Source organism: Nocardia sp. NPDC006982 (assembly GCF_042869435.1).
In the GTDB taxonomy this organism is placed as follows: domain Bacteria; phylum Actinomycetota; class Actinomycetes; order Mycobacteriales; family Mycobacteriaceae; genus Nocardia.
Genome location: NZ_JBIAFV010000005.1, coordinates 541,264 through 564,704 on the forward strand (window position 1 = coordinate 541,264; position 23,441 = coordinate 564,704).

At 67.5% G+C, this 23,441-nt stretch carries 18 protein-coding genes; 5 read left to right on the forward strand and 13 right to left on the reverse strand.

What is annotated here, in order from left to right:
- Nucleotides 1-103: 103 nt before the first annotated feature.
- From proB to ACFYOW_RS23290, 9 genes are all read right to left on the reverse strand, one after another.
- Nucleotides 104-1,219, reverse strand: coding sequence for a glutamate 5-kinase (gene proB / locus ACFYOW_RS23250; RefSeq protein WP_387291425.1), 1,116 nt, complete (start codon nt 1,217-1,219; stop codon nt 104-106).
- A 210-nt stretch (nt 1,220-1,429) separates the two neighbouring features.
- The gene (gene obgE, locus ACFYOW_RS23255; protein WP_387291070.1) at nt 1,430-2,884 is read right to left on the reverse strand and encodes a GTPase ObgE; all 1,455 of its coding nucleotides are present in this window, start codon (nt 2,882-2,884) and stop codon (nt 1,430-1,432) included.
- Nucleotides 2,885-3,038: 154 nt separating this feature from the next.
- Nucleotides 3,039-3,305: a 50S ribosomal protein L27 gene (rpmA, locus tag ACFYOW_RS23260; protein ID WP_063047669.1), complete on the reverse strand. Its 267-nt coding sequence runs from the start codon at nt 3,303-3,305 to the stop codon at nt 3,039-3,041.
- A gap of 40 nt (nt 3,306-3,345) precedes the next feature.
- Nucleotides 3,346-3,657 (reverse strand): 50S ribosomal protein L21, encoded by a 312-nt coding sequence (gene rplU, locus ACFYOW_RS23265; RefSeq protein WP_040687720.1) that lies wholly within the window; start codon nt 3,655-3,657, stop codon nt 3,346-3,348.
- Nucleotides 3,658-3,962: 305 nt separating this feature from the next.
- Nucleotides 3,963-7,202: a translation initiation factor IF-2 N-terminal domain-containing protein gene (locus tag ACFYOW_RS23270; protein ID WP_387291073.1), complete on the reverse strand. Its 3,240-nt coding sequence runs from the start codon at nt 7,200-7,202 to the stop codon at nt 3,963-3,965.
- 560 nt (nt 7,203-7,762) lie between these two features.
- Nucleotides 7,763-8,179, reverse strand: coding sequence for a nucleoside-diphosphate kinase (ndk, locus tag ACFYOW_RS23275; protein ID WP_327096241.1), 417 nt, complete (start codon nt 8,177-8,179; stop codon nt 7,763-7,765).
- 45 nt (nt 8,180-8,224) lie between these two features.
- Nucleotides 8,225-8,566, reverse strand: coding sequence for a DUF4233 domain-containing protein (locus ACFYOW_RS23280; protein WP_174566316.1), 342 nt, complete (start codon nt 8,564-8,566; stop codon nt 8,225-8,227).
- Nucleotides 8,567-8,807: 241 nt separating this feature from the next.
- Nucleotides 8,808-10,268 carry a bifunctional folylpolyglutamate synthase/dihydrofolate synthase gene (locus ACFYOW_RS23285; protein ID WP_387291075.1) on the reverse strand — a complete coding sequence of 487 codons (1,461 nt, stop codon included), beginning with the start codon at nt 10,266-10,268 and terminating at the stop codon, nt 8,808-8,810.
- Nucleotides 10,265-12,943: a valine--tRNA ligase gene (locus ACFYOW_RS23290; protein WP_387291077.1), complete on the reverse strand. Its 2,679-nt coding sequence runs from the start codon at nt 12,941-12,943 to the stop codon at nt 10,265-10,267. The genes ACFYOW_RS23285 and ACFYOW_RS23290 overlap by 4 nt, the downstream gene beginning before the upstream one ends.
- A gap of 405 nt (nt 12,944-13,348) precedes the next feature.
- Here ACFYOW_RS23290 and ACFYOW_RS23295 point away from each other — a divergent pair, with 405 nt between their 5' ends.
- Nucleotides 13,349-14,029 carry an AAA family ATPase gene (locus tag ACFYOW_RS23295; protein WP_387291079.1) on the forward strand — a complete coding sequence of 227 codons (681 nt, stop codon included), beginning with the start codon at nt 13,349-13,351 and terminating at the stop codon, nt 14,027-14,029.
- Nucleotides 14,030-14,039: 10 nt separating this feature from the next.
- Here ACFYOW_RS23295 and ACFYOW_RS23300 read toward each other — a convergent pair whose 3' ends face one another.
- Together ACFYOW_RS23300 and ACFYOW_RS23305 are read right to left on the reverse strand one after the other, a co-directional pair.
- On the reverse strand, nt 14,040-14,996 hold the full coding sequence (locus ACFYOW_RS23300; protein ID WP_387291082.1) for a YegS/Rv2252/BmrU family lipid kinase: 957 nt from the start codon (nt 14,994-14,996) through the stop codon (nt 14,040-14,042).
- Complete coding sequence (locus ACFYOW_RS23305; protein ID WP_387291427.1) at nt 14,993-16,570, reverse strand: FAD-binding oxidoreductase; 1,578 nt, start codon at nt 16,568-16,570, stop codon at nt 14,993-14,995. The genes ACFYOW_RS23300 and ACFYOW_RS23305 overlap by 4 nt, the downstream gene beginning before the upstream one ends.
- Before the next feature lie 149 nt (nt 16,571-16,719).
- On the opposite strand from ACFYOW_RS23305, the gene ACFYOW_RS23310 reads away from it, so the two are divergent.
- Both ACFYOW_RS23310 and ACFYOW_RS23315 read left to right on the forward strand, forming a co-directional pair.
- A complete protein-coding gene (locus ACFYOW_RS23310; protein WP_387291084.1) occupies nt 16,720-17,328 on the forward strand; it encodes a TetR/AcrR family transcriptional regulator in 609 nt (202 codons plus the stop codon).
- Nucleotides 17,329-17,356: 28 nt separating this feature from the next.
- A complete protein-coding gene (locus tag ACFYOW_RS23315) occupies nt 17,357-18,910 on the forward strand; it encodes a glycerol-3-phosphate dehydrogenase/oxidase (RefSeq protein ID WP_387291086.1) in 1,554 nt (517 codons plus the stop codon).
- 2 nt (nt 18,911-18,912) lie between these two features.
- On the opposite strand, the gene ACFYOW_RS23320 is transcribed toward ACFYOW_RS23315, so the two are convergent.
- Entirely contained in the window at nt 18,913-19,455 is a 543-nt protein-coding gene (locus tag ACFYOW_RS23320) for a GNAT family N-acetyltransferase (RefSeq protein WP_387291088.1), read from the reverse strand.
- Between the two features lie 5 nt (nt 19,456-19,460).
- On the reverse strand, nt 19,461-20,132 hold the full coding sequence (locus ACFYOW_RS23325) for a TetR/AcrR family transcriptional regulator (protein ID WP_387291090.1): 672 nt from the start codon (nt 20,130-20,132) through the stop codon (nt 19,461-19,463).
- Nucleotides 20,133-20,369: 237 nt separating this feature from the next.
- Between ACFYOW_RS23325 and ACFYOW_RS23330 the strand changes: the two genes are divergently transcribed.
- The gene (locus ACFYOW_RS23330; protein ID WP_387291092.1) at nt 20,370-21,200 is read left to right on the forward strand and encodes an SDR family oxidoreductase; all 831 of its coding nucleotides are present in this window, start codon (nt 20,370-20,372) and stop codon (nt 21,198-21,200) included.
- A gap of 334 nt (nt 21,201-21,534) precedes the next feature.
- Nucleotides 21,535-23,349 carry an FHA domain-containing protein gene (locus ACFYOW_RS23335; protein WP_387291094.1) on the forward strand — a complete coding sequence of 605 codons (1,815 nt, stop codon included), beginning with the start codon at nt 21,535-21,537 and terminating at the stop codon, nt 23,347-23,349.
- Nucleotides 23,350-23,441: the final 92 nt, after the last annotated feature.

The following is a 23,441-nucleotide window of genomic DNA, read 5'->3' on the forward strand; positions in this document are numbered from 1 at the left end:
GAGATTCATTGCCGCGCAGCGCTTTAGCTGGCACCACGATGCGCATCGCTGCCGACCCAGGCCTTTCTTCCACAGCCTGGGCAGGCGCACAACCCGGACCGCGTCAGACTTTGACCAGGTCGTCGGCGTGGATTACCGGGCGTTGCATGGTGTCCGGGAGTTCGGTGGTGGAGCGGCCGAGCATGCCGGACAGTTCGGTGCTGTCGTATTCGACGACGCCGCGGGCGACTATGCGGTTGTCGGGGGCGATGAGGTCGACGACGTCGCCGCCGTGGAAGCGGCCGCGGACGCCGGTGATGCCTGCGGCGAGCAGGGAGCGACGGCGGTGGGCGACGGCTTGGACGGCGCCCTCATCGATGAGGATGGCGCCGCGGCTGTCGGCGGCGTGGCGGACCCAGAATTTGCGGGCGGAGAGGCGGACCGCGCGGGCGGCGAAGGCGGTGCCGACGGTGCCCGCGCTGAGCGCGATATCGGCCTCGGTGGCGGCGGCCAGCAAGACGGGGACGCCCGCGTCGGCGGCCAGCCGGGCCGCGGAGAGTTTGGAGGCCATGCCACCGGTGCCGAGTGCGCCGCCGCTGCCCGCGATGACGCCGTCGAGGTCGGCGCTGCTGCGGACCTCGGGGATGAAGTTGGCGGCGCCCTTGCGCGGGTCGCCGTCGTATAGACCCTCGACATCGGAGAGCAGCACCAGCGCGTCCGCGCCGACCAGGTGGGCGACCAGTGCGGCGAGCCGGTCGTTGTCGCCGAATCGGATCTCTTCCGTTGCGACAGTATCGTTTTCGTTCACCACAGCGATCGCGCCGAGCGAGCGCAACCGATCCAGGGTGCGTTGCGCGTTGCGGTGATGCTCGCGCCGGGAGAAGTCATCGGCGCTCAACAGCACCTGCCCGACCGTCCGCCCGAATCGCGCGAACGAGGTCCCCCACGCATGCGCCAATGCCAACTGACCGACGCTGGCGGCGGCCTGCTTGGTGGCCAGATCCCTTGGGCGACTTGTCAATCCGAGCGGCGCGATGCCCGCACCGATGGCACCGGAGGACACCACGACCACATCGGATCCGGCCCGCATCCGCGCCTCCACCGCATCGGCAAGCCGATCCAGTCGCGCCGTATCGAGACCGCCCTCGAGGCTGGTCAGCGCCGAAGACCCGATCTTCACCACCACGCTGCGCGCCGAAGCAATCGCCGTCCTGGCTTCACTCAGCCCGGACTGCGACATCACCTCGGCCATCCCCGAACTCACCTGCATCGCAACAGAACTCCCTGTACCGCAACAGAACTCGTCGTACCCGCGGGCCGCAACATTGCACTCCGAAAGCGCCGGCCGCCACCGAATTTTGATACACGCCGGACGGGCGAACCGAACCGCGGCGCTCGCCGTAACGCCGTGCCAGACCCCGGCGCACACCACCAGCCCACGGCGTTCACGTTATTCCTCGTCGTCCTTGACCAGACCACGGCGTACTCGGGACGCGTGTTTGCGTTCGGCGGCACTGATCCGGTCGTTCTGCTCCAGGCGGATGTCGGTGCCGCGGCCGGTGGGCACCATATCCACACCTGCGGAGATCTGCGGCTCCCATTCGAATGTGACATCGCCGATGGTGACCGGCGCACCGGGCTCGGCGCCCTGCTTCACCAATTCGTCTTCGACGCCGAGGCGGGCCAGGCGGTCGGCGAGGTAGCCGACGGCTTCGTCGTTGTCGAACTGGGTCTGGCGCACCCAGCGCTCCGGCTGCGGCCCGCGCACGATGAAGCCACCCGGCTCCTCGGGATCGGCGATCACGCTGAAGCCGGACTCGTTCACCGCGATCGGGCGGATCACCGGACGCTTCGGCGCGGCCTTCGGATGCGCGGTCCGATACTGCTCGACCATCTCGGCGAGCGCAAAGGTCAAGGGACGCAGGCCCGCCCGGCTCACCGCCGAGATCTCGAAGACCGGCCAGCCACGTGCGGCGAATTCGGGCGTGACCATCTCCGCCAACTCGGCGGCATCGGGCACATCGACCTTGTTCAGGATCACCACACGCGGCCGATCGGCCAGATCACCGAGTCCGGTATCGGCATCCAGAGCCGGTTGGTAGGCCGCGAGTTCGTCCTCGAGCGCATCGACATCGGAGACCGGATCCCGGCCCGGCTCGAGGGTCGCACAGTCGACGACGTGCGCGAGCACCGCGCAGCGCTCCAGATGCCGCAGGAAATCCAGCCCGAGCCCACGCCCCTCGCTCGCACCCGGGATCAGACCGGGCACATCGGCGATGGTGAAGGTGGTGTCACCGCTGGAGACCACACCGAGATTGGGCACCAGCGTGGTGAACGGATAGTCCGCGATTTTCGGCTTGGCGGCCGAGAGCACCGACACCAGCGATGACTTCCCCGCCGACGGGAACCCGACAAGCCCCACATCGGCGACGGACTTCAGCTCTAGGACGAGATCGCCTTCATCGCCGTCCTCGCCGAGCAGCGCGAACCCGGGCGCCTTGCGCGCCTTGGAGGCCAGCGCGGCATTGCCGAGTCCGCCGCGTCCGCCACGGGCCACGATGAACTTATTGCCCGAACCGACCAGATCGACGAGCACCTTGCCGTCGTCGTCGAGCACCACGGTGCCGTCGGGCACCTTGAGCACCAGATCGGTGCCCTGCTTACCGTCGCGATTGCTGCCCTCGCCCGGCTTGCCGTTGCTCGCCTTGGCGTGCGGATGGAAGTGGAAGTCCAGCAGAGTGTGCACATTCGGGTCGACCTCGAGGATCACATCCCCACCGCGTCCGCCATTGCCGCCGTCCGGACCGCCGAGCGGCATGAACTTCTCGCGGCGCACGGAGGCGCAGCCGTGACCACCCTTGCCCGCACGCACGTGCAATACGACACGGTCGATGAATTTGGACATGTCCGAATCATCCTCCTCGGTGGTAGCCGTAGCGACTGCTTGCCAGGTCGCTCGAAAGAACCTGCATTATGGGAACGCGATCTTTCGAGAACGCGAAAAGCGGGCCAGGGAATGCACCCTGACCCGCTCAGCTTTTCCGGAATGCCAGAGGCGGTCAGGCCTCGGCCGGCTCCGGAACCACGATGTTGACGGTCTTGCGGCCACGCTTGGTGCCGAACTCGACCTTGCCCGCCGCCAGGGCGAACAGGGTGTCGTCGCCGCCACGGCCGACGAGCACACCGGGGTGGAAGTGCGTGCCACGCTGGCGAACCAGGATCTCGCCCGCCGAAACGGTCTGGCCGCCGAAACGCTTGACGCCGAGTCGCTGAGCATTCGAGTCGCGACCGTTGCGCGAGCTGGATGCACCCTTCTTATGTGCCATTTCTGAACTCCTGTGAAGTAATTCGAGAAAGCGCGGAGGCTTACTTGATGCCGGTGACCTTGAGGACCGTCAGCGGCTGACGGTGACCCTGACGCTTGTGGTAGCCGGTCTTGTTCTTGAACTTGTGGATGCGGATCTTCGGGCCCTTGGTGTGCTCGACGACCTCCGCGGCCACGGAAACCTTGGCCAGCTTGTCCGCATCGGTGGTCAGCTCGGCGCCGTTCACCACGAGAACCGGGGCCAGCGCCACGGACGAACCCGGCGCACCCTCGATCTTCTCGACCTTCACCAGGTCACCGACCGCGACCTTGTACTGCTTTCCGCCGGTCTTGACGATCGCGTACGTTGCCATCGGTCGGCTGCCCTTCTTCCTGTAATGCGCGCGGCTCGTGCTCGCGCGGCTGCGTGCTCCCGCTCGGATGACTCCGGCTGGAAACCACAGCACTCTGGTCTGGTAGTCACCGCCGCCTCAGCAACCTGATGGCTCTCGGCTTCGAGCCGAGTCACAAACACAGCGCAGATAAGCGCTGTCGCCGGGCAGCGACTGTCCAAGATTACAGGACGGGTACCACCCCGACCAAACCGGTGCCCGTGAAAGGCAGGACCCCCGTCGCGGAATGCGGCGGGGGTCCCAGGTTTTCGATCCGATCGTGGCAATCAGTTCGCGTCGTCCACCGGCGGTCCGGCGGGACGACCGACGGCCCGGCGGCGCGGCTTACGGGTCGGCACCACGACCGGCACATCCGCCGTGTAGTCCACGACGGGTCCTGCCGCGCCCTGATCCGCCGTCGGCAGCACGAAGACGGCCCCGGCGCTGTCGGCGGCCGGTGCGGCGGCCGAACGCGCGACGCGACGTCTGCGGCCGGTCGAACGGGGTGCCGCGGATTCCGGCACACCGTTGGACGATGCCGCAACCGGCTCCACCGCGGGCTCAGCGGGTTCATCCGCCACCGACGTCGAAGCCGCGGCAGCGACCGGCGCGACCTCCTCGGATGCGGACGCGACGGCCTCCTCGGCCACCACTTCCGCCTCCGCAGCTTCCTCGGTTACGGCTTCCGCGACTTCCTCGGCTACCGCCTCCGCGACTTCCTCGGCGACCGCCGCAACCGACTCGGAGACGACGACCTCCTCGACCGGAGCCTCATCGCTTGCGGCGACGACATCCGCAACGGCTTCGGCCACCGCGACGTCCTCGAGGTCCGCCACATCCTCCGCGGGCACTTCCTCCGAATGATGCGCCGCCATCGCCAACGCCACCGGATGCGCCCGCTTGACCGCGATCTCCGCCTCGTCTTCGGCAGGATGCGCGGTGCCATTCGCGGCCGCGGCGGGCGCACTCGCCGCCGCACCCTTGTCCCGGCCACGCCGCCGCCGCGATCCGGTCTCCCGGCCACCGCGCGTGCTGTCCTCGGCACCGGTGAGCTCCACCGGGTAGGTGTGCACGACGATGCCCCGACCATGGCAGTGCTCACAGGTCGTCGAGAACGCCTCGACCAGACCGGTGCCGAGCTTCTTGCGGGTCATCTGCACCAGGCCGAGCGAGGTCACCTCGGAGACCTGGTGGCGGGTGCGGTCGCGGCCCAATGCCTCGGTCAGCCTGCGCAGCACCAGATCCCGGTTCGACTCCAGCACCATATCGATGAAGTCGACGACGATCATGCCGCCGATATCGCGCAGCCGCATCTGGCGCACGATCTCCTCGGCCGCCTCCAGGTTGTTCCTGGTGACCGTCTCTTCCAGATTGCTGCCGCCCGCACCGGTGAACTTGCCGGTATTGACGTCGATGACGGTCATCGCCTCGGTCCGGTCGATCACCAGGGTGCCGCCCGAGGGCAGCCACACCTTGCGATCGAGCGCCTTGGCGAGCTGTTCATCGATCCGATAGGTCTCGAAGACGTCGACACCGTTGTTCTCGTGCCGGGAGACCCGGGCGAGCATGTCCGGCGCGACCGTGCGGATGTAGTTCTCGACCGTGCTCCAAGACCGCTCACCCTCGATGACCAGCTTGGAGAAATCCTCGTTGAACAGGTCTCGGATGACCTTGACCAACAGGTCCGGCTCTTCGTACAGCGTCTTGGGCGCGCCGTTGTCCTTGGCCTCGGCGGCCTTCTCGATGATGCGCCAGGTCGCCTGCAGCCGCTCGACGTCGCGGGCCAGTTCGGCCTCGCTGACACCTTCCGATGCGGTGCGGATGATCACTCCGGCGTCGGCGGGCACGATATCGCGCAGGATCTCCTTGAGCCGCTTGCGCTCGGTATCGGGCAGCTTGCGGCTGATACCGGTGGACGAACCGCCGGGCACGTACACCAGGAAGCGTCCGGCCAGGCTGATCTGGGTGGTCAGCCGGGCGCCCTTGTGCCCGACCGGATCCTTGGAGACCTGGACCAGCACCTGATCGCCGGGCTTGAGCGCCTGCTCGATCTTGCGCTCCTTACCGCCGAGACCGGCGGCCTCCCAGTTCACCTCACCGGCGTAGAGCACACCGTTTCGGCCGCGGCCGATATCGACGAATGCCGCCTCCATCGAGGGCAGCACATTCTGCACCTTGCCGAGGTAGACATTGCCGACCATCGACGCCGAGCCGGTATTGGTGACGAAGTGCTCGACCAGGATGTTGTCCTCGAGCACCGCGACCTGGGTCGCGGTCGGGTGCTCCGAGAAGGTCTTCTCGCGCACCACCATGACCCGGTCCACCGCCTCGCGGCGGGCCAGGAACTCCGACTCGGTCAGGATCGGCGGGCGACGGCGACCGGCCTCGCGACCGTCACGCCGACGCTGCCGCTTGGCTTCGAGCCGGGTGGAACCGGTGATGCCCTGCACCTCGTCGACCGTGGCGCGGCTGCGGCTCTTATTGCGCGGCTCACGCTCGTGCACGACGGTGTTCGGCGGATCGTCATCGGAGACGCCCTCGCTATCGGCGCCCTCCCCCGCCACCTTGCGGCGACGACGGCGACGGCGACGACGGCTCGAACCCTCCGGCACACCGGATTCGTCGTCCTCGGTCTCGGTGTCTTCGCCGGGCTCGGCTTCGGCCTCGCTCTTGACCGCGGCCTGCTCGTCTTCGGCGCCCTCGTCCGTGGCTTCGGTGTCGTCGCCCTCGGATTCGGCGTCGGCGTGCTGTTCACCCCGGCCACGACCCCGACCGCGACGGCCACGGCGACGACGACGCGGCTGATCCGCCTCGCCCTGCTGTTCGGTCGACTCGTCCTCGGTCGTTTCGGGCTCTTCCTCGACGGTTTCGACCGCGGATTCCTCGGCACGACGGCTGTCGCGCTCGGCCCGACGCTGCCGACGCGCCTCCTCGACGGTTTCGACCGCGGGCTCCTCGGCACGACGGCTGTCGCGCTCGGCCCGACGCCGCCGACGCGCCTCCTCGGCAGCCGCGGCGTCCGGCGGTAGGAACAGCGGTGCGGCGACCGAGGCCGCGGCCTCGAAGACGACCGGCGTCGCTACGTGCGGCTCTTGCGGAACCGAATGGGTGAACAACTGCACCGACGGCTGATGCGCCGCAGGCTGCTCCCCCGATGGCAGCGATTCGGACTGGTCGATCGCCTGGTCCGGTGCGGAAAAAATGGGCCCCGGCTCGCGCTTGGCCGCAACCGGCTCCGGCGCAACCGGCTCGGGCTCGGCCGCAACCGGCTCTTGCGCGGCGGTCTCGGGCGCCTCGGGTTCGACGACCTCCGATTCCACCGTGCCGAGCGCATCGCGGACAGATTCCGCAACCGCTCGATCGACATTCGATTGCGCACTACGTGCGTCGGCACCCAACTCGGCGAGCTTGGCCAGGATGCGTTTGCTGGTTACCCCCAGCCGCTTGGCAAGCGCGTGAACTCGGATTCGCTCCGGCAATTGTTCGGCATCCTGTGATGTTGTTGTCAGCGGCTCTTGATCGGCCACGAAGTCTCCTCGGGTCCCCGGGCGCGTCCCTCCTGGCAGGAGTGACGCGGCCGACGCGGGGGCACTGTCCGTTCACCTCACGCGGTTGGCGCAAGGTCAAGTGGTCTCGCCCCGCATGTCCGGTTAACACCCATGGTTTTCGTCGGTCGGGCTAACTGGTCACGCGGCGCCTGGCTGTTGGCTGAACTCCACGGCGCGAGCGCTCATCCAGCGTGCCGACGCGAACCTCCGGCCCCAGCAACGGGCCAGTTGTTCGTAGCAGCGATGATCGGCATCGAACCGCAGTGTCATCCGGTTACCGTCCGGCACCGATCGTCCGCGTACCTGCGCGAACAGTCGGTATCGTCAGCAACCACTGCCAGTATCCCACACAGTGCGGCGACGTCTCTCCATCGCCGCACGACTTCGCCTCGCTGGCGCTCGGCTACGTCCTGCGACGACGCCGGCTGTGCTGTCTGTTCGCGCAGCTCACGCCCTTCGCCTCGCTGGCGCTCGGCTACGTCCTGCGACGACGCCGGCTGTGCTGTCTGTTCGCGCAGCTCACGCCTCGAGGCCCTATATCAGGCCGGAAACTCGGGAAACCAGAGCGCGATTTCCCGCTTGGCCGATTCCGGCGAATCGGAGCCGTGCACCAGGTTCTCCTGGGTCTCCAGCGCGAGGTCGCCGCGAATGCTGCCGGGGACGGCCTTCTCTACCGGATCGGTGCCGCCGGCGATCTGACGGAACGCCGCAATGGCGCGCGGACCCTCCAGGATGGCCGCGACGACCGGGCCGGAGGTGATGAACTCGATCAAGGAACCGAAGAACGGCTTCTCGGCATGTTCGGCGTAGTGGCCGCGCGCCAACTCGTCGGATACCTGCTTCAGCTCCAGGGCGGCGATCTTCAGCCCTTTGCGCTCGATCCGGGCCAGCACCTCACCGACGAGGCCACGGGCCACACCGTCCGGCTTGATGAGTACCAACGTCTGCTCAGTCACGGCGCACAGCCTAATAGGCGATACCCCCGGTTACCGAACCGGCGGCTAGGAAGAGCCCTGGATGCGCTGACTGGGCAGCAGGCCGAGTTCCATCCGGCGCTTGACGTCGGCGCGCAGCACCAGGATGAAACCCCAGACGACGGCGAAGAAGACACCCATGACACCGATGGAGATATGCACGAAGACGCCGAGGATCAGCAGGACCTGCAGGCCCAGATTGAACGGGATGGCCCATGGGCGGCGTTGCAGTCCGGCGCCGAGAATCATCACCAACGCGAGGACGACGAGGTAGCTGCCGGAGAACCAGCCGATACCGCCGCCGACGGACCCGACCACGGGCAATGCGAGCAGCACCGTGATCGCTTCGAGGATCAGTGTGCCCGCCATGACGCCGCGCAGCCCCTTCCACGGGTCTGCGGCGGGCGGGGGGACCTGCGGCTCGCCGTCGGCCCGCTCGGGCTCGGCGGCGTCGCCGGTCGACTCGGTCACGCTGTCTCCTTCTCGGCATTCGCGGGCCCCACGTGTTCACCCATGTGCCGCATCCGAACCACGCAGCTCATGCTGTGTTCATTGCGGCATTCGCGGGGCCCTCCGTGGTTACGCACGCTGCCTCCTCCGGGCCTGACGCTCATGCCGGGTCCTTCCCGAACAGGGCGCGCGCCGCACCGGCAGTGACCACGGATCCGGTTACCACGACCCCCGCACCGGAAACCATCTCGCCCGCATCGCCGACCTCCTCGGCAATGGCAATGGCCGTTTCCAGCGCATCGGGCAGGGTCTCGGCGGTGACCACTCGTTCGTCACCGAAGCGCTGCACCGCGAGGTCGGCGAGGCGTTCGATATCCATGGCGCGCGGCGAACCGTTATTGGTGACGACGATCTCGTCGAATACCGGTTCCAGAGCGTCCAGGATGCCCGCCACGTCCTTGTCGCCGAGCACCGCGACTACGCCGACCAGCTTGCGAAAGTCGAATTCCGCGGTCAGCGTCGCGGCCAGGGCCTGCGCGCCCGCCGGATTGTGCGCGGCGTCGATGAAGATGGTCGGGGCATTGCGCATGCGCTCCATCCGGCCGGGGCTGGTGACACTCGCGAAACCCGCACGCACGGCCTCGATATCGAGCTGCCGATCCGCACCGGCACCGAAGAACGCCTCGACCGCGGCCAGCGCGAGTACCGCATTGTGGGCCTGGTGCTCACCGTGCAGCGGCAGGAAGATCTCGTCGTAAATCCCACCGAGGCCCTGTAATTCGAGCTGCTGGCCGCCGACCGCGATCTGGCGGGCCAGCACCCGGAACTCCGAACCCTCGCGCGCCACCGCGGCATCGACCTCGACGGCCCGGCGCAGCAGCACGTCCATGGCCTCGGGTTCCTGTTCGGCGATGACGGCGACGGTATCGCGCGGCACCAGGCTCTCCGGGGCACGTTTGATGATCCCGGCCTTCTCCCCCGCGATGGAAGCGAGATCGTCGCCGAGGAAATCGGTGTGGTCCAGCCCGATCGGGGTGATCACCGCGACCTGTCCGTCGATGACATTGGTCGCGTCCCAACGGCCGCCCATGCCGGTCTCGACGACGGCGACATCCACCGGTGCCTCCGCGAAGGTGGCATAGGCCATGCCGGTGAGCACCTCGAACTTGCTCATGGCCGGACCGTCCGCGGCGGCGGACTGCTTATCGATCATTTCGATATAGGGCAGCAGTTCGCGGTAGGTCTCTACGTACTTGGCCGGGGTGATCGGCGCGTTGTCGATGCTGATCCGCTCGGTGGCCAGCTGCAGATGCGGGCTGGTGATCCGGCCGGTGCGCCGGTGCAGCGCGGTCAGCAGCGCATCGATCATCCTGCTCACCGAGGTCTTGCCGTTGGTGCCCGCGATGTGGATGGCCGGGTAGTTCTGCTGGGGCGAGCCGAGCAGATCCATCAGCGTCGCGATGCGGGTGAGCGAGGGCTCGATCTTGGTCTCCGGCCAGCGCCGATCCAATTCCGCCTCGACCAACGCCATTTCGGCCAGGTCCACCGGGGACGGCCCCGAGCCGAGCCGCGGCTTCGGGTGCTCGTCGTCGGCGTACTGGGGTTCCGGTTCGGCATTCATTTGCCACTCAATTCCGCGAGCCGGGCGCCGATCCGCGTGACCTCGCCCTCGGCGACATCGCGACGTCCCTTGATCTTGTCGACCACCTGATCCGGCGCCTTGGCCAGGAACGCCTCGTTACCGAGTTTGGCTGTGGTGGTAGCCAATTCCTTCTCGGCCGCGGCGAGGTCCTTCTCCAGGCGCCGGCGTTCGGCATCGAGGTCGACCGCGCCGGAGGTGTCGAGTTCGACGGTCACGGTGGACCCGCTCAGGCGCACCTCGACCGAGGCGGTCGCGGCGAATTCGGCACCGGGCTCGGTGAGCCTGGCCAGGTTGGTCACCGAATCGTGCAGTTCGGTGAGGCCCGCGTTGTCCAGGCCGATCAGCTTGGCCGCCACCTTCTGTTTATCGGCCAGCCCCTGATCGCTGCGGAAGCGACGGATCTCGGTGATCAGGCGCTGTGCATCCGAAATCCGTTGTGCGGCAATCACATCCGTGGCCACACCGGTGGCCTTCGGCCAGGTGGCGACGACGACGGATTCGCCGCCGGTCAGCGCCAGCCACAGCGATTCGGTGACGAACGGGATGACCGGATGCAGCAGCCGCAGCACCGCGTCGAGCACATTGCCGAGCACGATGCTGGTCGACTCGGCGCGCGAACCACCGGCGGCGAACTGCACCTTGGACAGTTCCAGATACCAGTCGCACAGCTCGTCCCAGGCGAAGTGGTACAGCGCCTCGCAGGCCTTGCCGAATTCGTAGGCGTCGAAGGCCGAATCCACCTCGGCGCGAACCTGTTCGAGCCGATCGATGATCCAGCGGTCGGCGTCGGTGAGTTCGGAACGATCGGGCATCGCGCCAGGCTGTACGCCGTTCATGAGCGCGAACTTGGTGGCGTTGAACAGCTTCGTCACGAAGCTGCGCGAGGCGAGGGCATGCGATTCGCCGACCGAGAGGTCGCCGCCGGGCTGTGCACCGCGCGCCAGCGTGAAGCGCAGCGCGTCCGCGCCGTAGGAGTTGATCCAGTCCAGCGGGTCGATGCCGTTGCCGCGCGATTTGGACATCTTCTTGCCGTACTGATCGCGAATCAGGCCGTGCAGGAACACATCCTTGAACGGCACCTGCTTCGCGCCGCCCTTGCCCGCGGTGAGCACGTGGTCGTCGGAGACAAAGGTGCCGAACATCATCATCCGGGCCACCCAGAAGAACAGGATGTCGTAGCCGGTGACGAGAACGCTTGTCGGATAGAACTTCTGGAGCTCCTCGGTGGAATCGGGCCAGCCCATGGTGGAGAAGGGCCACAGGCCGGAGGAGAACCAGGTGTCGAGCACATCCGGGTCCTGCACCCAGCCCTCGGGGGCGGTCTCGTCCGGACCGACGCAGACCACCTCGCCGTCGGGGCCGTACCAGATCGGGATGCGGTGGCCCCACCACAGCTGCCGCGAGATGCACCAGTCGTGCATGTTGTCGACCCATTCGAACCAGCGCGGTTCCTGGCTGGTCGGGTGGATCACGGTGTCGCCGTTGCGAACCGCGTCACCGGCGGCCTTGGCCAGCGACTCCACCTTGACCCACCACTGCATGGAAAGGCGCGGTTCGATCGCTTCGCCGCTGCGCTCGGAATGTCCGACGCTGTGCAGGTACGGCCGCTTCTCGGCGGCGATCCGGCCCTCGGCCGCGAGCCGCTCGCGCACCTTGGCCCGCGCTTCGAACCTGTCCATTCCGTCGAATTCGGTTCCGGTGCCGGTAATCCGGGCGCGCTCGTCCATGATGTTCGGCATGGGCAGGTTGTGCCGCAGACCCATCTCGAAGTCGTTGGGGTCGTGCGCGGGCGTGATCTTCACTGCACCGGTACCGAATTCGGGATCGACGTAGTCGTCGGCGATGATCGGGATCTGGCGTCCGGTGATCGGATGCTCGAGGGTGCTGCCGATCAGATCCTTGTAGCGCGGATCCTCCGGATGCACCGCCACCGCGGTATCGCCGAGCATGGTCTCCACCCGGGTGGTGGCCACGATCACATGCGGCTCATCGTCTTTCAGCGACCCGTAGCGCAGCGAAACCAGCTCGCCCTCGACATCCTCGAATTTGACCTCGATATCGGAGATGGCGGTGCGCAGTTCCGGCGACCAGTTGACCAGACGCTCGGCCCGGTAGATCAGGCCCGCGTCGTACAGGCGCTTGAAGATGGTCTGCACGGCCCGCGAGAGCCCGTCGTCCATGGTGAAGCGGTCGCGGCTCCAGTCGACGCCGTCGCCGAGGGCACGCATCTGCCACTGGATCTGTCCGCCGGATTCGCGCTTCCAGTCCCAGACCTTGTCGATGAACAGTTCGCGGCCGAAGTCTTCCTTGGTCTTGCCGTCGACCGCGAGCTGCTTCTCCACGATGGTCTGGGTGGCGATGCCCGCATGGTCCATGCCCGGCAGCCACAGCACCTCGTAACCCTGCATGCGCTTGCGGCGCGAGAGGGTGTCCATCAGGGTGTGGTCGAGCGCGTGGCCCATGTGCAGGCTGCCGGTGACGTTCGGCGGGGGCAGCACGATCGAGTAACCGGGCTTGTCACTGGCGGGGTCGGCGGCGAAGTAACCAGCCGCTACCCAGCGCTCGTACATCTCGGCCTCCACCTCGCTGGGAACCCAGCTCTTGGGGAGGGCATCGGCACGATTACGCGGGTTGTCAGGGGCTGCGCTGGTCACCCAGGCATTCTAGTGGGATGCCCGCTGAGCTCATAAAAGGGCCGGGGCATAAAAGCGGCGGAGTCTTCGGTGGATGAGGGACACCGAAGACTCCGCCTACACCCGGAGAGCTTACCGCCGAAACGGGCCCGAGCCCCGAATCCACAACTAATTCTCAGCTTCTTGACGAGTTCATTACGGCGGTCACCGGACCGGCACTTTCTCCCGCCCTGACGGCGCGTCTGATGCCCGGAATGGGCCGACCGGATGGGCGGTGACAACCCGGCAGTGCTTGTGTGCGAGTAGGGATCCGTCATGAAGGATGACCGTGTGCGCGACGGGCGGTACCCCAACTCTTGAAATACCCGGGAAGAATCAGGGTTTTCCCGGTTGCCTGATCGAATCGGGCTGGGGAGCCTGGAAGAGGTGAACCCTCCGCTTGATTCGCCTTATCCCGGTTCGCAACCGCGACTCCCCGATATCCGCGTCGTAACACCGGATTCCGTGCACGATCTGCGCGGCCGCACGATCGAGGAACTGCGGTATCCAGCGCGGTCGGCGCTGCTCGTGGCCGGGATTCCGGGGGCGGGCAAGAGCACGGCGTTGCGATTGTTCTTCGGCGCGCAGGCTGATGCCGAGGAGCCGCCGCGCGGCCCCGGGGGCACGGTGGTGCTGGATTCACACCATTCCCGGAATCGATGGCGGCACAAGCTCGGTCGACTCCCGTATCCGCTGTGGCGGCCGGTGGTGCACGTCGCGCATTACGCCGGAATCCGGGCCGCGCTGCGAGACGGTGCCGGACCGGTGGTGATCCATGATTGCGCCACCTTCGGCTGGGCCCGACGAATGATCGGTCGCTGGGCGACGCGCTACGGCCGGGAGCTACACGTGGTCCTGCTCGATGTGCCCGCCGGTGTCGCGCGCGCCGGTCAGCACGCCCGCGGACGCCGGATCAATCCGGTCGTCTTCACCCTGCACTGCCGACGCTGGGATCGCCTCATCCACGCCGTCGACTCCGGCCGTCCACCTCCGCCCGAGCCGGTGTCGACGGTCGTCCTCGACCGGACCGCCATCGACCACCTGGGCCGGGTCAGTTTCGCGGCTTGACCAGTAGCAATCATGGAACCAGCACGGTAAGCGCGCCGGGGACCGCGCGGAGCGAGACGGGGAGAGTGCCCGCCGGTTCGCCGTCTGCGGTGGCGGGAGCGCCGGGAGCGGTCAACGTCACCTGGGCGACGCGGTACTGCTTGGACTCCGGGTGATCGATTCGCTTACCCGCCGACAGTGCCGGCAGCAGGCGAAGCATATCCAGGCGCGAAACCGCGCCTACGACAGTCAGATCCAGTAGCCCGTCGTCCATGACCGCGTCCGGGCAGACCCGCATGCCGCCGCCGTAGGTGCGGGTATTGCCGATGGCCACCATGACAGCGTCGGTCTCGATGACGGTGTCGGCGTCGGGATTGTCGAGTGCGCCGGGCACGACGCCGGACAGCTCGATTCGATACGGCACGGTGAAGCGGCCGGAGATCTCGGCCAGTGCGGCGAAGGTGTAGCGCAGCGGGCCCTTGGGCCAGCGCATATCGTTGGCGCGCAAGGTGACTCGCGCATCGAAGCCGGTGCCGGTGACGGTGGCGAACCACTTGGGGGTGAATCCGGGCGCGGGCGATTCGATGCGGCCGAGGTCGATGGTGCGGGTGCGACCGCCGAGGATCAGCTCCGCGGCCGCGACGGGATCGTTGGTGGGAACGCCGATTTCGCGCGCGAGGTCGTTACCGGTGCCCGCGGGGATCAAACCGAGCGGCATGCCCGTCTGCGCGATGGCTTCCAGTACGACGTTCATCAACCCGTCGCCGCCGATGCAGACCACCGCGTCCGGCTTGGCGCTTCCGGTGATCGAATCCCGCACCTGACGCACGGATTCGGCGGCCGAGGGTGCGCGTACCTCGGTGACCTCGACCCCCTGTGCCGCGAAGCGCGCCAGCGCGGCCGCGGCCACCTCCTGCCCTCTGCCGACACCGGACTGTGGGTTGGTCACCACGGTGACCGCACGCACCGGGCGCGAATCCTGTGTCACGGGACCAGCTTTCCGGGGTTGAGGATGCCCGCGGGATCCAGTTCCCGCTTCACTGCGCGCAGCACGCGCACGCCCAGATCGCCGATCTCGTCCGGAATCCATGGGCGGTGGTCGGTGCCGACCGCGTGATGGTGGGTAATGGTGCCGCCCGCGGCCACGATCGCGTCACCGACCGCGCGTTTCGCGATGTGCCACTGGGCGATCGGATCGTCCAACTGCTTGGCGATGACGGTGAAATACAGCGAAGCTCCGGTCGGATAGGTGTGCGAGATATGGCACATCACCAGCGGCGGGGTGCCCTGCCCGGTAAGCGAATCCGTCAGTGCCGCGGTCACCTTCGCCTTGAGTTCGGCCAGATTCGACCAGGTGGTCGCGGTTTCCAGGGTTTCGCACAGCACGCCGAGATCTAGCAGCGCATCGCGCATATAGGGCGCGGCGAAACGCCCGCGCTCCCATTCCTCGGCCGGGGTCTGTCCCAGTGCATTCCCGCCGGCCGCCGCGAGCAATGCGCCCGCCTCCGCGCTGCGGGCCGCGACATGCGCCTCGGTGCCTTCGAAGGTGGTGATGGCCAGACAACCGGCCACCGCCTCGCCGCCGATATCGGCGCAGCGCGCCAGGTTGACGCCGGTTTCGACCTCATCGGACAATCGCAGCACCGTGGGCGCGGCACCCGCCTGCACCACCGAACGCAGTGCGGCAGCGCCGGTTTCGAAGTCCGGAAACGACCACGCCTGGTAGCCGATGGTCTCCGGCATCGGATGCACCCGCAGCGTGACCTCAGTGATCACACCGAGCGCACCCTCCGACCCGACGAACAGTTCACGCAGATCCGGGCCCGCGGCTGAGGCGGGTGCGCGGCCGAGTTCGATGGTGCCGCCGGGGGTTGCGATTTTCAGGTGCTGAACCATGTCGTCGAAGCGGCCGTAGCCCGCCGATGCCTGACCGGAGGACCGGGTGGCGGCGAATCCGCCGATGCTGGCGAATTCGAAGCTCTGCGGGAAGTGGCCGAGCGAAAGTCCATGGGCGCCGAGCAGTTCCTCGGCCTTGGGACCGGTGAGTCCCGCGCCGAGGGTGGCGGTGCCGGTGACCGGGTCGATCTCCGAAATACCGTCCAGGCGGCGCAGATCCAGCGCGATAACGGCGTCGAAGCGACCGCGGACCGGATCGACGCCGCCTACCACGCTGGTACCGCCGCCGAAGGGGACGACCGCGATGGCATTGTCGGCGCAGTAACCGAGCACCGCGAGTACCTGCTCGTGATCGGCGGGGAAGACGACGGCATCCGGGGCGTCCTGCGGACCGGCGGCGCGACGACGCAGCAGGTCAGGGGTGCTCTTACCGCCCGCGTGCAGTAGACGATCGTGGTGGTCGACCGAAATGCTGCCCACGCCGACCACCGCGACCAACCCGTCCCGTTGAGCCGATGTCAGTGTCGACTCGCGTAGCGGCACATCGCCCTCATCGCGGCGCGCCACCGGGTCACCGGACACTCCGAATACCCGCGTCAACAGGTTCCGGATCGAAGCCGAAAGCGGCTTGTGTCCGGCGGGAATGCCCCAGGCGTCCCAAACCATACTCGCCGGGTACGTCGGCGCGCCCGGGTTTGCGGCGGGCGCCGTCCCGGACGATCCGATTTCGTCGGTGTGCTGTTGCGTCTCGACCATGCGTTACAGTTTGACATAGACTGTCAAGCAGTAACGATCAGACATGGTGGTGATACTCGATGACCTCCCCAGCGTCCGCCCCCGATGACGCGCTCTCGGCGACCGATCTCGCGATCCTCGACGCGGCCAGGGCCTGCGTGGAGGAGTTCGGGGTGCGCCGAACCACGCTCACCGAGGTGGCCCGCCGCGCCGGCGTCAGCAGGCCGACCGTCTACCGGCGCTGGCCCGATACCGGATCGCTGGTGGCCGAACTGCTGGTGCGCGAACTGCGCGCGATCGTCGCCGACGCCATGCCGACCGCGGGCGATGCGCGCACCAGGCTGGTCGAGGGCGTGGTCGCGGGGGCGGCGAAGATTCGCTCGAATCCGTTGTTCGGCAAGATCTTTCGCACTGATACCGATCTGATGCTGACCTATGTCTTCGGCCGCCTCGGCCGCAACCAGCGCGCGCTGATCGAGCTGTTCAGTGCGGGCATCCGGGAGGGCCAACGGGACGGCACGATTCGCGCCGGTGATCCAGAACAGATGGCGACCATGCTGCTGCTCATCGCGCAGTCGGCGGTGCAATCGGCCGGTACGGTCGCGCCGCTGCTGGCCGGGCCTGCGCTCGATACCGAACTGACCCGTGCGATCGACGGCTACCTGGCTCCCGTCGACAACGCGCGATGACCTCCGTAGGCAATCGAAAAGGATTGTAATGACTGCGAATTCGGCTGATACCCACGGCAATTCCGCGCTGAATGCCGGACGCCGCAACCATGAGCTGCAGCTGCTCGGCGACGGCGGCGAAATCGATGTGCTGGTGATCGGCGGCGGCGTGACCGGTACCGGTGCGGCGCTCGATGCCGCCGCGCGCGGGCTGCGCACCGTGCTGGTGGAGCGGCACGATCTGGCGTTCGGCACGAGCCGGTGGAGTTCGAAGCTGGTGCACGGCGGACTCCGGTATCTGGCCAGCGGACAGGTCGGCATCGCACACGAAAGTGCGGTCGAGCGCGGGATTCTGATCACCACCACCGCACCGCATCTCGTTCGTCCCCTGCCGCAGCTGGTGCCACTGCTTCCGGAAATCGGTATCGCACAACGGACTTTGATTCGCGTGGGCTTCGTCGCGGGGGATGTGCTGCGCCGCAGTGCGGGCACTTCGCCTGGGACACTGCCGCGTTCGCGTCGGGTCGCCATCGCCGAGGCGTTGCGGTTGGCGCCGACCGTGCGTCGTGACGGGTTGCGTGGCGGCCTGCAGGCTTGGGATGGACAGCTGGTGGACGATGCGCGGCTGGTAGTGGCGCTGGCTCGTACCGCGGCCGCACAGGGCGCGACAGTCCTTACCCGCGTGGAAGCCCTTGACGTGACCGGAGATTCGGCCACCCTGCGCGACACCCTGACCGGCGACACCATGTCCGTCCAGACGCGCACTGTCATCAATGCCACCGGCGTCTGGGCCGACCAAGTCGACCCGAGCATCGAACTCCGTCCGAGTCGCGGCACCCATCTCGTTTTCGACGCCGAATCATTCGGCGGTCTGACCGCCTCGCTGACCGTCCCCGTACCCGGCAGCACCAGCCGCTTCGTGTTCGCCTTCCCCGCCGCGCACGGCCGGGTCTACGTCGGTCTCACCGATGAGGACGCCCCCGGTCCGGTTCCCGACGAGCCGAAGCCCACCGAAGCGGAAATCGATTTCCTCCTCGACACCATCAACACCGCTCTCCGAGAGCCACTGGTCCGCAAGGATATTCGCGGCACCTACGCCGGACTGCGCCCGCTACTGAAGACATCCGCTAACAGCACCGCCGATATCTCCCGCCGACACGCGGTCCTGCACTCCCCCACCGGCGTCGTCACCATCGTCGGAGGCAAACTCACCACCTACCGCCAGATGGCTGAGGACGCCGTCGACGCGGCCATCGCGCACGGCAACCTCACCGCTGGGCCGTGCCGAACCAAGCGACTTCCGGTGGTCGGCGCGGTCTCCGGCGCCGCACGCGACCGCATCAACGCCCCGACCGTGCTGGTCGAGCGCTACGGCAGCGAGTCCGCGTCCGTAGTCGAGCTGGCGGACCGGAATCCCGCCCTCGCCGAACAGGTTGCGCCCGGCATCGATGTCACCGCAGCCGAATTCGCCTTCGCGATAACCCACGAAGGCGCCCTCGACACCGACGACCTGCTGGACCGCCGCACCCGGATCGGTCTCGTCCCCGAGGATCGGGCCGCGGCCGTGCCCGCGGCGGAGGCCGCCTTCGCGCGGCAGCATTAGCTTCAGTCCAGCTGCCAGGCGTCGAGTTCGGCTCGCATGGCGGCGCGCGGCCAGAGGTCGAGGCCGTGCGCGGCCTCGGCGGCACGAATTTCGCGTAGTTCCGCGGTCTCCTCGGCGGGGGTCAGAAAGCGGAAGCCGAGCCGTTCGTAGTACGGGCCGTTCCAGGCCACATCGACGAAGGTGGTCAGCGTGATCGCCTGCATCCCTTGGGCTTTCGCCCAGCGCACGGCATGGTCGATGAGCCGCTTGCCGATCCGCTTGCCCGCGTGATCCGGATCCACCGAGACCTGGTCGATGTGGGCGTTACCGTCGACGATTCCGAGGATCAGATAGCCGATCGGGCGGCCCGCGTCATCGGGGTAGATCCAGGCGCGGCCCGCCCGCTGGAAGTCCCGGAGCGTATCCAGTGACGGCGGCTCGTCATCGGCAACGGCCATCATGCCGATGTCGGCGAATGGTTTACCCGCCACACGCTCGATATCTTGCAGTGTCGGCAGGTCGTCCTCGACCGCCGGTCGAATCATCCGCATGGACGATTCTCCCACGACATTCATTCGACCGGAGTCGCCAGGATGCCGTTGACCAGTGCACCCAGCGCCCAGCGGGATCGATCGTCGCCGCCGCCTGCCAGCATCTGTTCGCGCATGCCGACCAGCGTCGGGTATCGGTCGACGGGGAGTTCAGCGAAGTGCCGGGCAACCTCGGCGACATAGTCCAGCTCGTTGGTGTCCCTGGTGTTGTATGCGCTCTGCTCCACGGCCTGCGCGGAAATGTGCAGGTAGATCAGGTCGACGGCCCAGGAATTGGTCTGCGGGTCCACTCCGCCCTCAGCGAGCAGGGCAAGCAGCCGCTCGATGATCAGCAGGGCGTTCGGGCTCGTCGGTATCGAACCGAGCGCGACCAGTGCGAGTCCCTCGTGCTTGGACATCACATCCACGGTCGTCTCGACCAGTGTCGTGAGGCGGTCGCGCCAGGTGTCGCCGCTCGGCTCGGGCACCGTGCCGAGCACGTGGTCGAGCATGGCGGCCATCAGGTCGTCGCGGTTGGCGACGTAGACGTAAAGCGAGGCCGCGCCGGTATCGAGGTCCTGCGCGACCCGGCGCATGGTGAGGGCTGCCAAGCCGTCGCGGTCGAGGATGCGCAGACCGGTTTCGATGATGACGTCACGACTGAGGGGTGCCTTCGCGGGACGGGCCCGGCGGCTGACGGGTGTGGCGCTCATATGCGGAGCATACGCCTTGGCGAACACTGTTTGACACGAACAGTGTTCGTTTCATATGGTTCATCCGCAACTCGCCATGCAGCCGCCATCACGACGGTGTGCGTCCACACGGTCGGCTCGGGTGAGGCGCACGAACTTCGTGATCGTCACCACGGCACGCTGCTCAGCCTCGCACTGGTGCGACTGCTATCGCGCCACGCTCAGGCCGAACAGTAGAACTGACCCCAAGGACTTCTCATGATTCTCATTACCGGAGGCCGCGGCGCGGTCGCCACCAATCTCTCATCCCTGCTACGCGCCGAAGGCCATGCCGTCCGCGTCGGCTCCCGATGCCCCGAGCGGATTCCCCCGGAAGTGGCCGCCGTCGCATGCGACCTGCGGGACCCGGCCACCTTCGCAGCCGCGCTCGATGGAGTCACCTCGGTGTTCCTGTATGCCGAACCCGAGTGCAGCACCGAATTCGTTTCCGCCGCAGCCGAAGCCGGAGTCGATCACATCGTGTTGCTGTCCTCGTCCGCGGTGCTCGATCCGGATGCGACCACCAATCCGGTCGCGAAGTCCCACCTCGACGCCGAGCTCGGACTCGCCGACGCACCGATGACCGTCTCCGTGCTGCGTCCCGGCGCTTTCGCTGGCAATGCCCGTGGCTGGTCGTTCGCGATCAAGGCCGACCGCCCGGTCAGCCTCCCCTACCCCGATGCCTACTCCGATCCGATCCACGAACTCGACGTCGCCGAGTGCGCCCATGCGCTGCTCACGAAACCGGATCACCGTGGTGGCGTCTACACCCTCACCGGCCCGCAGACCTTGACGTTCACCGCACAGATCGACCTGATCACAGAGGTCACCGGACGCCCCGCGACCATCGCCCACGTCACCCCCGACGCATGGAGACAGGAGATGGCCGAATTCATCCCCGCCCACTACGCCGACGGGCTCCTCGACTACTGGCGCCGCTGCGATGGCGTTCCGACCCCGATCACCGACACCGTCACCACCCTCACCGCCCATCCCGCAAGGCCCTTCACCACCTGGCTCGAAGACCATGCATCCGAGTTCACCGGCTGAACCTTTTCCGGCTGGTCGTGCACGGCAGGTCGATCCGTCGAGCGCAGTCATATGGCGATGCCGCAGGATGTGTCGTGCCGCGTTTCGACTGCTCTCGGCGAGCGAACCGGACCTGATAGCGCGGCAACCCATCTGGACGCGGTACTAGCTCGCAGCGGCAGCACTTGCGCAAGGGAGCCGTTGGATTCGCGGCATCGAGTGATGCACGACACTTCGTCGATCGGAGCGGATAAAGATCATTGCGCGTGCGCGGTCGCGGTTCGTCGAGGGCCGGTGTCGGGTGCTGAGCACGTTCTATGCTGGACGCCGGTAGTGGTCCGGGAAGGAGGCGCGAGTGCGGAATGACGCGTCTACGGTGGGGATTGCGCTTGGCGATGGTCTGATCGCACGATTCGGTGCGGTTGTCGTGTATCTCGCGGGCGAAACCCCTTCCACGGACCGCATACTCGGTGCGATCGAGGCCGTGGCCGATACGCGCCATCCCGGGGCGGCGATAGCGCAGCGGCTGGCCGCAGTGGTTTTCGGCGGCAATTCCGAACCGCCACCGTTCGGCGTCATCGCACCGACGGCCGACGGCACCGTCATTCTGCTGCGCGGACAGGTCAGCGCGGAGATCCAAGGCGCGGAAGGAACCCGGCGACTCTCCGGAGCCCGCGCGTTCACCTGGGTAGACGAAATCGTGCGAGAACCGGTGCGCCGGATCTCGGTCGGCGCCGATACCGCCTTCCCGATCCACGAACTCCCACGCACCGACCTGCGCGCCGGTATCGTCCCAGGCAGCGGGTTCGTCCTGCGAATAGCGGCCCGCCGCACCGGAAAATCCACACCCGCCCGAGCCCGCACCACCGCCACCCCCACCGCCGAGCCGCCACCCACCGCTCCGGCCGGATTGGAAGCCCTGCGCGAGCCGACCACGAAATCCGAGCCAAACCCGACCGGGCAGCGCGTCGGCACGCCACGCCACACCAGATCTGCCCAGCTCAGCACCTCAGCGCAAGCCGCCAAGTCCGTGCGCTCATCCGAATCAATGCAACGCTCCGCCGCGCAGGGACAGCGACCAGATTCGGCGGCGGCCGGAAATTCCGCCCGACCCACCACAACTGACCAGACCACCGGCGCGGCGCAAGCCACAGGATCCGCCGGCGCCACCGGCTTGGAGCGCGCCGCTGGATCCGCCCGCCCAACGGGATACCTACGGAAGCCCCCTGCGCGGTCAACCGAAGCCGATCCGTCCGCTGGGTCGGCGCGCTCTCCCCGGTCTCCGCAACGATCCGCCGCCGAATACGACGGCCCGACCGAAAAAGCAGGCCCCACCGGATCGATACACCCTGGCCGATCACCGCAATCCGGCGCCGAGTCCACCGCACACGACGAGCCAACCGAAAAAGCAGGCCCCACCGGATCGACGGACTCGGGCCGGTCTCCGCAACGATCGGCCACGCAGGCCGTGGGATTCGGCGAGGCGAGCGATAAGGCCGGGCCTACCGGATCGACGGCCGATGCCCAGCCGAACGAGGCATCGTCGGAGGCGCGGCCGAGTGGTTCGGCACCGTCCGGTGAATCCAGGCAGGTAGGCGCACCGGAGGAGATCAGTACCCAGGCCATGTCCGCCCAGGAACGCGATGAGGCCGCTGGAACACGGTCGGGTGTGGCAGCACGGCCGGAACCGATTGCACTGCACAAGATTCCGGCGTTGCAGGGTGTACGACCGCGGCCATTGCGACCGGTAGGCAGCGCGAAAAACTCGGAAAACTCGGGGGCGGGACAGCCCGTCGGCGCGCTGGTTCTCGCGGATGGCTCCGCGTTTCCGCTGGACCGACCATATGTTGTCGGCCGCAGCCCGATGATCGACGAGACGGTGCGTGCCGCCACTGCCACGCCCCTTGCGGTCCCACGCGACCGCCACGTCTCGCGGGTACACGCCTATGTCTCGGTCGACCGCGGCAAGGTCTACGTCCGCGACGCCGCAACCCCCGCAGGCACTTTCATCGCCGCCCCCGGCGCCGACGAATGGACCCGTATCGGCACCACCCCCACTGAGTTACATCCCGGTTGGAGCCTTCGCATAGGCCAACGCATCCTCACCTACCGCACCGAGGCCCACCCGAAACACCCGACCGAGGCCACCAGCAAACGCCGCCGCTCCTGAGCAGCTCGTACCAACGGCCGGACCAACACCAAACCTGCCCGACGGAGGAGGCGCACTCGGGCACTCGCCGCGGCAGCGTGCACAGCTCCCGT